9 protein-coding genes and 1 tRNA gene are annotated in these 13,002 nt (G+C 41.7%); 9 read left to right on the forward strand and 1 reads right to left on the reverse strand.

Annotated features, from left to right (window positions below; genetic code table 11):
- Positions 1 to 113 precede the first annotated feature (113 nt).
- A complete protein-coding gene (locus ACK8P8_RS15910; protein WP_303178192.1) occupies positions 114 to 1,190 on the forward strand; it encodes a hypothetical protein in 1,077 nt (358 codons plus the stop codon).
- A 248-nt stretch (positions 1,191 to 1,438) separates the two neighbouring features.
- Positions 1,439 to 1,510, forward strand: a tRNA-Arg gene (locus tag ACK8P8_RS15915).
- Positions 1,511 to 1,550: 40 nt separating this feature from the next.
- On the opposite strand, the gene ACK8P8_RS15920 is transcribed toward ACK8P8_RS15915, so the two are convergent.
- Entirely contained in the window at positions 1,551 to 2,102 is a 552-nt protein-coding gene (locus ACK8P8_RS15920; protein WP_099291294.1) for an RNA polymerase sigma factor, read from the reverse strand.
- A 122-nt stretch (positions 2,103 to 2,224) separates the two neighbouring features.
- On the opposite strand from ACK8P8_RS15920, the gene ACK8P8_RS15925 reads away from it, so the two are divergent.
- The 7 genes from ACK8P8_RS15925 (at position 2,225) to ACK8P8_RS15955 (ending at position 13,001) form a co-directional block, all read left to right on the forward strand.
- Positions 2,225 to 3,385, forward strand: a complete 1,161-nt coding sequence (locus tag ACK8P8_RS15925; RefSeq protein ID WP_303178195.1) for a FecR family protein — start codon at positions 2,225 to 2,227, stop codon at positions 3,383 to 3,385.
- An 85-nt stretch (positions 3,386 to 3,470) separates the two neighbouring features.
- Positions 3,471 to 6,854: a SusC/RagA family TonB-linked outer membrane protein gene (locus tag ACK8P8_RS15930; RefSeq protein ID WP_303178197.1), complete on the forward strand. Its 3,384-nt coding sequence runs from the start codon at positions 3,471 to 3,473 to the stop codon at positions 6,852 to 6,854.
- A gap of 24 nt (positions 6,855 to 6,878) precedes the next feature.
- Positions 6,879 to 8,375 carry a RagB/SusD family nutrient uptake outer membrane protein gene (locus ACK8P8_RS15935; protein ID WP_186974852.1) on the forward strand — a complete coding sequence of 499 codons (1,497 nt, stop codon included), beginning with the start codon at positions 6,879 to 6,881 and terminating at the stop codon, positions 8,373 to 8,375.
- 6 nt (positions 8,376 to 8,381) lie between these two features.
- A complete protein-coding gene (locus ACK8P8_RS15940; protein WP_303178200.1) occupies positions 8,382 to 9,194 on the forward strand; it encodes a DUF4843 domain-containing protein in 813 nt (270 codons plus the stop codon).
- Between the two features lie 19 nt (positions 9,195 to 9,213).
- Positions 9,214 to 10,737, forward strand: coding sequence for a PKD-like family lipoprotein (locus ACK8P8_RS15945; RefSeq protein ID WP_292264921.1), 1,524 nt, complete (start codon positions 9,214 to 9,216; stop codon positions 10,735 to 10,737).
- A gap of 30 nt (positions 10,738 to 10,767) precedes the next feature.
- A complete protein-coding gene (locus ACK8P8_RS15950; RefSeq protein ID WP_292264919.1) occupies positions 10,768 to 11,874 on the forward strand; it encodes a thioredoxin domain-containing protein in 1,107 nt (368 codons plus the stop codon).
- Between the two features lie 152 nt (positions 11,875 to 12,026).
- Positions 12,027 to 13,001 (forward strand): polyprenyl synthetase family protein, encoded by a 975-nt coding sequence (locus ACK8P8_RS15955; RefSeq protein ID WP_227216990.1) that lies wholly within the window; start codon positions 12,027 to 12,029, stop codon positions 12,999 to 13,001.
- Position 13,002 lies beyond the last annotated feature (1 nt).

Genomic DNA, 13,002 nt, shown 5'->3' on the forward strand with positions numbered 1-13,002 from the left:
GTTTTAAAATATAACAAAATAGCATACTTTTCGACAATTACATCTTAAAAGTGACTCCGGTAAAGAAATAAAATTCATACCTTTGTCTCAGGTAATTAATTAAAAAGGTGTGTATGAGAAAAGTTTTATCTGTTTTGGTAGCCGGAGTAATGTTCGGAGCCTGTTCCGACGGCTTAAAAAGTGACCTTACAAAGGAGGATGTTTCTCGTTTTATTACAACGGAAGAATTTAATGTTCCGGTGAAGGACGGGAAAGTAACTATAGTAACCGTGGGAGAAGATACGGTAGCCATTGGGTATTCGGAGTTTCCGATACTTGTTCCTAAAGGCGTGCAGGCAAAAGTTTCTTACGTGGATAAGAATGAAGATCTTGGGGGAAGAAGTTTGTCCAGAGGTTTTGATGATAAATTCCCGAATATTGTAGGAGAAAATCAATTCCGATTGTTTCAAGTGATTTGTTTCGAGGATTCTTGGGTGGGTGACTATGATTATAATGATCTCGTGATTCACGTGAAATACCAGCAATCGGGAAACATCTTTGGCTTCGGGGTACAACCGGTTGCGTTAGGTTCTACAAAAGAGATAAAGTTGGGATGTGACGTTTATAAAGGAAGTAAGCAAATCTTCAGTGGCCTGATCACGAAAGACAAGACTTGCCGAAAACAAATGTTCAATTACGGGAAAGAGCAGGATGACAAAGAGTATGAGGGGTTTCTCAATGTCATGTTCAATGAAGTAAATTTTGACCGGAATAGAACCTTTCTCGGTTCCACGATAAGAAGTTGGGATATATCCAAGATTAACGGGGAAGGGGCTATGAGAGTAGAATGGTTTATTGAAGTGGACGGTGGGACTCGAATATACGCTTTATCCGTGAATCACTTGAAAGAATCTTTGGATAAGGATAAATTGCCTTACGGTTTGGTGATTACCGAAACGGGAATGCAATATAAAGACAAAAACAATCAAGTGTGTGGTAAAGATTGGTTTAATTACCCGCAAGAGATGAAACATATAAAAGACGTGTATCCCGAAATTTGGGAATGGATGAACGGGAAGGGTGAATTTGACGGGAAGATTTATGAAAACGGACGAGAGATTTGTCCGGAAGGTGCTTTTAATGCTAATGAACTGGGAGTGTACGTGATAGAAGATGATTCCGGTGTATTGAACAACGGACGGCAGAATTAGGGGAGATTTGTCGGAAAATGATTGCACGATGATGGAGAACTTGGTGAGGATCTTTTTTCATAGCAAAGCTATCGGCAATTTGGCTGGTAGCTTTTTTTATACTTGAACGGATTTATATATGTATTTGAGGCTTTTCGAAAAAAATGACTTGAAAAGTTGTATTGGAGAGTTGAATCTGCGGATTTGTGAATTGAAAATATTATTTGGAACTAACGTTTTTTTCGATTAGTTTTGCAATTCGATTAGGAGCCCCTGTAGTTCAACGGATAGAACGGAAGTTTCCTAAACTTTAAATGGCAGTTCGATTCTGCCCGGGGGTACGGTTAGACTTGATGGTGTTTTGCTGTCAAGTCTTTCTTTTTAAAATCCAAAGATGATAAATTGTAAGTTTTTGCGCAGGATTGCGATAGCCCGTTTATAATGTGTTTTTGCGGTTGATTCGGCGATATCCAGCTCTTTGGCGATAGAAGGGAGAGTCTTGTGTTCTACTGCGTGTTTTAATAGCACCTCTTTTTGTTTTTCCGGTAATTGGGTGAGGATTTGATTCAAACGGCGATGCAGATTTTCGTCCGGTTCTTCGTCCGGGAGGTTAGAAAAGAGAATGGCTTCGATCATCTTGTCTTGGTTATTGTCGTGAATTTTAAGATCACGGATATATTTCAGACAAGCGTTTTTGACAATCGTGAGCAAGTAAGCGATGATATTACGGTTTTCATTGTATTTGTCCAAGTTGCACCATAACGTGAAGAAGGCTTCCTGTACAAGATTTTCCGCTTCATCCCAGTCGTAAAGGTAACGCATGGCGTAATGTTGGAATTTTGAGAAATATTCCAAGTACATGACACGAAAGGCTTCTTCATCTCGCCTTTTGATTCTTTTTCCAAGTTCATTGATATTTATTTCTTCGTTCATGTGAAATGGATTTTGATTACAAATTTATTTATATTCTCGATTCTTTGACAAAAAAGATAAAAATATTGTCCCCCGTTTTGGAGTTGTGTGGATATTATACTTGAAAATTGAAACACGGATATATGAAACAGGATGAATACATAGATTGGAGTTTACTCGTGCGGAGCATGAACGGGGAGCTGTCAGAAGAGGAAAAAGCATCTTTTGAAGAATGGATGACAGACTGGAAGCATCGGGAGTATTATGAACGGATGGTTGCCGAATGGAATGAGGATGTGGTACACGAAACGAATATGCCGAGAGTCATGTTGCGATTGGATAGCATGTTGAAAGAGCAGAAACGACAACGGCGTTTGACTTTACGTCGGAAATGGTTGGGTTGGAGTGCTGCGGTTGTGTTATTACTGGGTATCGGGGGAATATTTATGATAGAGAATCGGGCAATAGAGGAGGAAAATGTAACGGTTGCAGAGATTACCCCGGGGGAGAGCAAAGCAATTCTAGTACTGGCTGACGGGACGAATGTAAACTTGGATAAAACGACAGACACGGCTCGATTGGCGATAGGGGTGGCGGAAATTATACGAAACGAGGGAAAAATCACTTTCATGGGGGATGGGGAGGCAGGTGAGTTGGCGTACAACACGGTTATTATTCCCAAGGGGGGTGAGTATCATGTGGTATTGAGTGACAAGAGTGAGATTTGGCTGAATGCGGATTCGGAATTAAAATTCCCCGTGAATCTTAAGGGACGGGAACGTCGGGTGATTCTTTCGGGAGAAGCGTATTTTAAGGTGGCGCATGATACGGAACGTCCGTTTGTGGTGGAAACAGATTTGGGAAATGTAAGGGTTTACGGGACGGAATTCAATGTGAAGAGGTACATGGGGGAAAAGGAGATAAAAACTACTTTGGTGGAGGGAAGCGTGGGATTTTGCAAGAAGGACGACAAGGAGAATTATATAAAAATCAAACCGGGGTTCCAGATCAGTTATGAAAATGGCGGGAATCCGGTTGTTCAGGAAGTGAAGGTTGATAACGAGATTGCTTGGAAAAGTAAACAATTCCGTTTCGAACGTTGTCCTTTGAATGAGATCATGAATGATGTCATGCGTTGGTACAACGTGGATATCTCGTTTAGTGATGAGACGTTGAAAAAGTTGTATTTCACGGGGACATTGAATCGTTATGCCAAAATTGAAACTTTATTACGCTTTTTTGAAGAAGGGTGTGATATTAAGTTTGAGATAAAAGGCCGGAGTATTGTGGTTATGAAAAGATAAAAAAGTACGAGTCGTAAGTTTGGCGACCTAAACTCGTACCTCTAACAAGTTTCACATTAATGTTAACATGTAAACAATCAAAAGTATGAAAAAAAATCGGTTTGACAGGCAAGGTATTCCTGTTAATTTAAGAAAAATGTTTTCGGGCATGAAATTACGCGTTGTTTTCATTCTGTTATTAACGTTTACTGTTTCGAGTGCCATTTTGGCGCAATCGAAAACAGTAACGTTGAACGTGAAATCGGAACCGCTGAGTGATGTTCTGATTTATATTAAGGATGCGACGGGAGTACAGATTATTTTTAACGAGAATCAATTGGAAAAAGTGATGTGTGGTCCTGTGTCATTGAAAGATGTTTCGGTAAAAGAGGCTATTGATGCTGTGTTGAAAGGGAAGGGTTTCTTTTGCGAGGTGCTTGACGGAGTTTATGTTATAAAACGAGAAACGAAAAAAGAAGAGGTGAAGAAGTTGACGATTACCGGGAAGGTGGTCGACGTGCAGAATAATCCGCTTCCGGGAGTGACCGTGCGTATCAAGGGTACGACGTTGGGTGTTGCCACGGATGTTGATGGAAATTATTCTATCACGTTGACGGCCGGACAGGAGAAACCGGTGCTGGTCTTTTCGTTTGTCGGCATGACTTCGAAAGAGGTCGTATATGCAGACAAGGATGTAATTAACGTGACATTGGAAGATGAGACCTCAGAGATTGATGAGGTCGTGGTTACCGGTATCTTCAAGAAAGCGAAAGAAAGTTATACGGGGGCCGTTTCAAGCATTACTTCAGAGCAATTGAAAATGTACAAGGGACAAAACGTGTTGCAGACATTAAAAAATATTGATGCATCGTTGAATTTTATGGTGAATAATGCGGTCGGAAGTAACCCGAACGCTATTCCTCAAATCAATATCCGGGGTAATTCTTCATTGCCCGTGAGCGTGCAGGAGTATAACGAGAGTGCATCTAATGCTGTTAATACTCCCTTGATTATCATGGATGGTTTCGAGATCACGCTGGAGAAATTGATGGACTATAATGATGATGAGATTGAATCGATCAACATATTGAAGGATGCGGCGGCCACGGCTATTTACGGTTCAAGGGGATCGAACGGTGTGATCGTGGTAATTACCAAACAACCGGAGGCAGGTAAATTGAGGATTAACGCGGAGATTGGGATGGATATCGAGGCGCCGGATTTAAGTTCTTATGACCTGTTAAATGCTGCAGAGAAGCTTCAGTTGGAAAAGATGTCCGGGTTGTACGAGTCTTCTTTACCGGGAAATGACGTGAGATACACGGAAAGATATAACAAGCGTTTGAAGGCTGTACTTGCAGGGGTTGACACGGATTGGTTGAGTAAGCCTTTACACACGGGCGTGGGATCTCATTATAATTTGCGAATGGAAGGGGGAAGTGAACAATTTCGGTGGAGCGGTTCTTTGGCGTATAAAAATGTAGTCGGGGCGATGAAAGGTTCTTCCCGGCGTAATTTCAATGGTTCGATCACGTTGATGTATACGATTGATAATTTGATTTTCAAGAATTACACGTCTTACGGGATGAATCGGGGACGCGAAAGCAGGTATGGTTCGTTCAGTACTTATGCAGAACAACAGCCGTATGATGCGCCGTATGATGAGAACGGTAATCTCGTGCGTTATTTTGACGGTTTTCGTTATAGTGATCTGGATAGGCAGAATCCGTTGTATGATGCCTCGTTAAATTCTTTTGATAAAACGGGATATCAATCATTGACTAATAATTTCTCGATCGAGTGGAATATTATGGAAGGATTGATGCTGAGGGGGCAATTAGGTATTTCCAGCACGGATAATAGTAGTGATTATTTCTTACCGGCAGAGCATTCTTATTTCACAACCGGGGATAAAAAAGCGGAATATGCCACGGATGAAGGTTTTTTTCGTAGAGGGTTATATCGCTACGGAACCGGGAAAGAGTATAGTTACAGCGGAAATGTCACGATGACGTATAATAGAACTTTTGCGGAAAAACATCTTTTGTCCGTGGGTATTGATTGGTCATTGGCGGAGACTCAATCTCGTTCGTATAGTTTTGAGTTGGAAGGATTCTCGAGTGAAGATATGAGTTTTCTGGGGAATGCCCGACAATATATGAAAGACGGGATTCCTAACGGATTGAAAACAAGTACCCGCCGTTTCGGGTTGACCGGGAACGTGAATTATATTTATGACGGTCGTTATTACGTGGATTTGGCTTACCGGGTTGACGGTAGTTCCACGTTCGGGAGTGACAAGAAGTATGCCCCGTTCTGGAGTTCCGGTATCGGATGGAATTTGCATAACGAGTCTTTCTTGCAAGGTCATCCGGTAATAACCATGCTGAGGTTGAAGGGGTCTTACGGTGAAACAGGTTCGCAGCAGGGGTCATCTACCGGGGCATCGACAACTTACAAGTATTCCACGGATAACAAGTATATGAATTGGAACGGGGCGATTCTGCAAGGATGGGGAAATCCGAGGTTAACGTGGCAAAAAACGAACGAGTTGAATGTAGGCATGGAAGTTGGTTTGTGGGCAGGGCGTTTGAAAGGTGAATTGAACGTGTACACGAAAAAGACTGCAAATCTTCTTTCCAGTATGGATTTGCCATTGTCCATGGGTTACTCTTCTTATATCGCGAATGTTGGGGAGGTGAAGAATAATGGTTGGGAGTTGGCTTTGAGCGGGTATGCTATTCGTGATTATGAGCGGGAGGTTACTTTGATGTTTAGCGGGCAATTGGTATATAATAAGAATCGTATCACGAAACTTTCGGAGGCGATTAAGGCGCAGAATGAATTGTATTTACAAGAGGACGTGGACGTGAGCAACTTGTTCTACGAGGGACGCCCGCAAAACGCTATTTATGCTGTTCGTTCTTTGGGGATTGACCCAAGTACGGGTAACGAGATTTTTCTTGATAAGGACGGAAATATCACGGATACTTGGAAGCCGTCGGATAAGGTGTATTTGGGTGCGAAAGAGCAGAAATACCGGGGGAACGGTAGTATCCTGTTCATGTGGAAAGGGTTGACGGTGAATGTTGCCTGTTCTTATTACTGGGGAGGTAAAGCGTATAATGAAACTTTGTTGAACAAGGTGGAGGTGACAAAAAATACCTTGACTAGCCAAAATGTGGACGCCCGTGTGCTAAAAGCCCGGTGGTTTCAAGCGGGTGACGTGACGTTCTTCAAGCAACTGAGTAATACCCAAACTCGTGCGACATCCCGTTTCGTGATGAATGATAACGTGTTCGAGATATCTTCTGTCGGGATACAATATCGTTGGGATTCTCCTTGGGTTCAGAAATATACTCGTGCCGGTTCTATCACTTTTGGCGTGAATATGTCTGATATTCTGCATTTGTCATCCATTAAAATGGAGCGCGGAACCAGTTACCCGTATGCTCGTAATATTCAAGGATATATTAAGTTCTTATTCTAACATGTAATATTAAAAACTGTATTTATGAAAAGATTATATATCATAACGGTAGTCATGGCTTTGTTTTCCGTTTCCTGTAATGATTGGTTGGATGTGCGGCCGGACACGGAACAGAAAGACAAAGACTTGTTTACCACGTACAAGGGATTTCAGGATGCTCTCACGGGTTGTTACATGAGTTTAGCCGGTCAAGATATTTATGGGGAGAGATTGACAATGTCTAATATCGAATCATTGGCAAATCTTTGGTATCAATTCCGTAATTCGACTCGTTACGAGGATAATGATTTGATGGAACATAATTACACGAGTGATTATTCTAAGGCCGCGATCAAAACGATATATGCCGGGTTGTTTAACGTGATTGCTCAGGCTAATATGATTATTAAGTACGCCGAGAAAAATGGTGATGTCATCGAAGATCCGGCGGCTCGTGCCGTGATTACGGGAGAGGCTTACGCCATCCGTGCTTTTTGTCAGTTGGATGTGCTTCGCTTGTTCGGGCAGATGCCGCAAGGAGCAAGCCAACAAGTTGAATTACCCTATTCTGAAACTACCTCTATTGACGAAATGCCTGCTTACTATGGTTTCGATGCTTACGTGGCAAAACTAGAAAGCGATTTGGTTAAAGCGGAATCTTTCTTGAAAGATAGTGATCCGGTGTTTCAATATACTTTCTCCAACTTGAATTCTGTAAGCGGGAATGAATTGAATGACAGTTATATGTATTATCGTCAAGCTAGAATGAACTATTGGGCGGTGAAAGCAATTCAAGCTAGAATGTACCTTTATTTGGGAAAAAAAGAAAAGGCTTACGCGTTGGCGAAAGGAATTATAGACGCCAAAGGTGTGGATGGAAAACCTGTCATGACAATGAGTGGCGAAACGGATATCGCAAAAGGGTATAAGACTTGTCCGTCCGAATGCCTGTTGTATCTCAGTAAATATAACGTGAAAACCTACTCGACGGAATTTTTGCTTGGAAATCAGACAGACGTGCAGGTTGGTTCGGGACATTTGGTTGTCTCCCATTCGATGTTGACAGATTTGTACGCGGGACAGAATACGGGTTCGCATAACAGATATTTGAATTGCTGGAACCGGAACGTGAAAGATGCGTCGGCTAGCCTATATGCGGCGATCACGAAGTATTATTTCGCGGATGATGCTGAAAATCAAATGCTGTATTATCAGATTATTCCGATGTTGCGTATGTCCGAAGTTTATTTGATTGCTATGGAAACATCTTCCGATTTGGATGAGATAAACGGGTGGTATACGGATTACATGTTGGCTCATAACGTGGTGTTGAATGAAGCGGGATTTTCTTCCTTGAACGATGTTCCCAAGGAGATCGTGAACGAGTATCGCCGGGAGTTTTATGGAGAGGGGCAGATGTTCTATACCTACAAGAGAACCGGAACGGCAAGTATGCTTTGGGGTAATGGGACGGCTGACGAGAAAGTATATATTCTTCCTTTGCCGGAAACCGAATATAATCCTAATTCTCAAATAAAGTAAATGATTATGAAACAGTTGATAAATATAATGATCGGTTGTATCCTACTTTTGGGGATGAGTTCTTGCGAAAAAGATTTGCCGGTGTATAGTACGTCGGATTGCTGGTTAAATTTCGTTTATTACAATTATGACGGAACTATCGTGGAAACGGAAAAGGTTACGGACGAGATGAGATACGCCTCGTATTCATTCGTGTATGCCGGGGAAGATGTGGACGTTGATACGGTTTGGTTCAAAATATCAACGATGGGTTTCGTGTCGGATGAAGATCGACCGTTGGAGTTGGAGCAGGTTCTTACCGGGCAGAATGATGCGAAAGCGGATGTACATTATGTCGCCTTCACGAATGAAGAGTTGAAAGCGAAATACTACATCATCCCTGCTCGTAAAACGATAACGGAAATTCCGGTGGTTGTAAAAAAGGATCCTTCATTGGAGAATGGAGATGTCACGTTACAATTTACATTCAAGGATAACGGTTATTTTAAACCGGGATATGCGGGATTGACTGTCCGTGTGCTGTCAATCTCTGCAAAATTGACGAAACCTTCGGTATGGGAGGAATATTATTGTGATTATTCATTTGGCCTTTACGGAACAGAAAAACATCGTTTGATGATAGAATGGACAGACGAGAAATGGGATGACGAGTATATCAAGGAACTGATGGAGGGTGACAGTGCTTATGTCGATTATCTGGCAGGATGGTTTGCTCGGAAGTTAGAGGAAGAGAATGCCAAAAGGATAGCGGAAAATAAGGAACCTTACAAAGAAGAAGACGGTACCCCGGTAAGTTTTGAACCGAAATCTTGGAATTGATAATTTAATGGATGATAGTATGAAAAAATATATTTTATTAGCCGTATTGTTTACATTGTTCGGGCTAGTTGCCTGTTACGATGATGATAGTAGTTTGGCAACCAGAGAGATTGGCGATATTGCGATTGATACATTGAAAGATGCTTCAATTATCTCTTATAGTGGAAATAAATTGGAACGGGAACCGAAAATCGAGACAAAATATTCGGAAGAGCAGTTAGCTTACGCGTGGTATATTTATAAAGAGGATCAACAAGAGGGATTCCGGACGAATAAAATCGATTCCGTCAAGAATTTATCGTACGAGATAAATTTGGCGGCCGGGAATTACACGGTTGTGTTTGAAGTGACGGCTAAAGAGAACGGTTATTCAGTTGCGGAAGAGATGAAATTAGCTGTTTCCACGACTTTTTCTCAAGGTTTTTACATCTTGAAAGAAACGGCGGAAGGGAACTCGGAATTGGACGTATATACACAAGACGGTCTTGTTTCAGATCTTTTGACGAACTCGCAAGGGGAACCGTTGATTGGGGCTCCTCGTAATTTGTCCGTGTGTTTCGGGCAGGCTTTTATTGATACGGAAGAGAACGTAATGGCAACGGGCAACACGGTATGTGTTACCACGGAACAGAATAAATTTGCCTGTTTCCGTACGGTGGATATGTTGAAAGTTTTTGATAATTCGAATTTACTTTTCGAGGAAATGGAGGCCGATGAGTCCCCTTATTGTATGGTTAGAAGTCTTTCGAGAATATTTTATTTTTCCAGTAAAGGCATCCGTTCTGCTTCTACCGATGAAAATAGCGGTAAAATGGGCTTCCCCTTGGATAGTGAAAGCAGTAAGCATGTGCAAATAGTGAACGGGGGATTCGGAGGTCATGTATACTGGAATAATAGTAAACATCGTGTCATGACGGTGGATTATAATTGTTCCGGTGTATCGGAAGTTGAGTTCAATACGGAAGTGAATCAAGATAATTTGGAATGCCTGTCGAGTGGACTTAATTACGTGGGAGGAAGTGAGATGATCTATTTCCTGTGTCAGGATAAAACTTCGGGAGTCCGGTATTTGTATTTGCTTTCCGGGGGAAATATCGTGGAGATTAGGCCTTTAAAATCTAATTTGCATTTGGCTCAAGGGGATATTATTGCGGGCAACGGTTTGACGGGAACATTGATTTATTGTGTGCATGATAATAAATTATACGGTTATAATTTTGATGCCGAGAGTGAAATGGAGATTCCGATAACCGGCATCCCGGAAGGAGCTACAATTTCTTATTTCTCCAATCAATATTGGAACATGGGGTTATTCGGGGATACATCGTTGAATTTTGACAACATAGTGGTCGGGACACAGGAAGGTGATAATTATACCGTGTATTTGTATAATATACGCGGAGGACAACCTTACGGGGAACCTATAACAGTTTTCTCCGGCGAAGGCAAACTGAGAAGTGTGCGGTATGTTTGTCAGGCGGCTGTGGATATGACTGCCATGCTGGGACCTATGTATGGATTTGGTCCATGTTTCCCTTATTGATTATAACGTGTAAATAAAAAGACGAATATAATGAAAAAGATTGTTTTGTTGTTGTTTGTTTCTTTGTTGGTCATTTCTGCAACGGCGCAAACGAATTTCCGGAATATTACTTATAAAGAAGCCCTCGCTGCCGCGAAAGACGAGAAAAAACTGGTATTTATCGATTTTTATACCTCTTGGTGTGGTCCGTGTAAAATGATGATGAAAAATATCTTCCCGTTGAAAGAGGTTGGGGATTATTTGAATGATAAGTTCGTGTGTATTAAGATTGATGCTGAAAAAGGAGAGGGACCGGAATTGGCAAAAAAGTACAAGGTAAAAGCGTATCCTACTTTTGTAGCCATAGATGTGGTTGAGAGAGTATTAATGATTAAAGAGGGAGGTTCGGTGGATGGAACTGCTTTTATCACGAGTATTGACCGTCAAATAGACCCCGATAAAACTCCCGAACGAATGCAACAACGTTATGAAAGCGGCGAGCGTACAGCCGAGTTGATTTCTGCCTATGCGGGAATGAAATTGGAACAAGTATACCGGAATCGTCGTCCGGATATGTCTAAAAAAGAAGAGGCTTTTAAAATCGTGCAAGATTATTTTAGCGGGTTGAATGATAAACAAAAGCTGGCCGATGAAAACTTGTTTGTGTATATTTCTTTTACCGAAAGTCCTATGGATGCAATCGCCCGCTATATGATAACTTGTCGGGATAAATTTGCTCCTGCCGTGAAGGATAAAATCTCGGAACAAATCGGGAATTTGTATAAAATGGAAATGCAAAAATATCTGATAGCTCAAATACCTTTTGAACAACAGCAATATGATGTAGTGAAAAGGGAGATTATTGATTTGGGATTGAATAAGGATAATTATTACACGGAAGCATTTCGTTTCATAGAATGCCACGGGAAAGGTGATTTGAATGCTTTTATGACTCTGTGTGAGAAGGAGTATGCTCAGTTGAATGATGACTATAAAGCGTATATCATGTATAATTTTGCGGCATTGTTTGTGAACGGGGATGAGGTCGTGAAAAAGCGTGCGGCGAAATTCGTGCGGCGGTTATTCATGGAAATGGATGCGACAATGATTATGTTTGTTGCCCAGCAATTAATGCAATTGGAAGGCGGCGGACATTAAGAAGATGCTCTCGAAATCGTTTTTCGTGTATCCCGGTTTTCCTTGTCGGAAGCCGGGATATTTCTGTTAAAAAGATATTTCTGCTTGTTAATGATGCGTTGTTTGCTCTTTTTTTATACTTTAGCGGAACAAATTTGTAAAACGTGAAAGAGATGTACACACTAAATGACTTAAGGGAGATTATAACGAAAGAGTTAGAGAAAAAAGAGTATATGCAAGAGCCGTATTCGTTGTTTGAGCCGATACAGTATATACTGGAAGACGGTGGAAAACGGTTACGTCCGATGCTTACTTTAATGGCTTATAATCTCTACCGGGAGGACATCGAGAAGGTGTTGAAATCCGCTATCGGGATAGAAATCTTTCACAATTACACGCTTTTGCACGATGACGTGATGGATGATGCCGAATTGAGAAGAGGACGTCCGACGGTTCACAAGAAGTGGAACAGTAACGTGGCGATATTAAGTGGTGATGCGGCTGCTATTATGGCTTACAAGAGTATAGAGCATTGCGAGGATAAATACTTGCGTCGGGCAATTGACTTTTTTAATCAGGTGGCGCTGGACGTGTGCAAGGGACAGCAGTATGATATGGTGTTCGAAACGAGAAATAACGTGACCGAGGAAGAGTATATCCACATGATTTATTTGAAGACAGCCGTTTTGCTTGCCGGTAGTTTGCGGCACGGGGCGTTGCTTGCCGGGGCTCCGGAACACGAGTACAAAGCGTTGTATGATTTCGGGGGATATCTTGGGTTAGCTTTCCAGTTACAGGATGATTACCTTGACGTGTATGGGGATGTTGCCGAATTCGGGAAAAACATAGGTGGAGATATCGTGGCAAACAAGAAAACTTATATGCTTATCAAGGCGTTGGAGTTGGCTGATCCGGCGACAAAGGAGGAGTTGTGGGGATGGATAGAGAAGAAGGATTTTGATCACAAGGAAAAAGTGGAAGCCGTTACACGGATATATGATCGTTTAGGGATAAAAGAAGTCGCTTTTGCGGCAATAGATAAATATTTGGAAAAGAGTCGGGAGATATTGGATAAGATTGAAGTTCCGGCAGAACGAAAAGTCGATTTCTACGAGATGTTGGACGAGATAGGAAGTCGGAAGAAATAAA

Origin of the sequence: Butyricimonas muris (assembly GCF_046365375.1) — a bacterium.
GTDB lineage: Bacteria > Bacteroidota > Bacteroidia > Bacteroidales > Marinifilaceae > Butyricimonas > Butyricimonas muris.

What these genes read in the sequence shown, in the direction of transcription:
- ACK8P8_RS15910 (WP_303178192.1), top strand. Translation starts at nt 114, where the DNA reads ATGAGAAAAGTTTTATCTGTTTTGGTAGCCGGAGTAATGTTCGGAGCC.
- ACK8P8_RS15920 (WP_099291294.1), bottom strand. Translation starts at nt 2,102, where the DNA reads ATGAACGAAGAAATAAATATCAATGAACTTGGAAAAAGAATCAAAAGG.
- ACK8P8_RS15925 (WP_303178195.1), top strand. Translation starts at nt 2,225, where the DNA reads ATGAAACAGGATGAATACATAGATTGGAGTTTACTCGTGCGGAGCATG.
- ACK8P8_RS15930 (WP_303178197.1), top strand. Translation starts at nt 3,471, where the DNA reads ATGAAAAAAAATCGGTTTGACAGGCAAGGTATTCCTGTTAATTTAAGA.
- ACK8P8_RS15935 (WP_186974852.1), top strand. Translation starts at nt 6,879, where the DNA reads ATGAAAAGATTATATATCATAACGGTAGTCATGGCTTTGTTTTCCGTT.
- ACK8P8_RS15940 (WP_303178200.1), top strand. Translation starts at nt 8,382, where the DNA reads ATGAAACAGTTGATAAATATAATGATCGGTTGTATCCTACTTTTGGGG.
- ACK8P8_RS15945 (WP_292264921.1), top strand. Translation starts at nt 9,214, where the DNA reads ATGAAAAAATATATTTTATTAGCCGTATTGTTTACATTGTTCGGGCTA.
- ACK8P8_RS15950 (WP_292264919.1), top strand. Translation starts at nt 10,768, where the DNA reads ATGAAAAAGATTGTTTTGTTGTTGTTTGTTTCTTTGTTGGTCATTTCT.
- ACK8P8_RS15955 (WP_227216990.1), top strand. Translation starts at nt 12,027, where the DNA reads ATGTACACACTAAATGACTTAAGGGAGATTATAACGAAAGAGTTAGAG.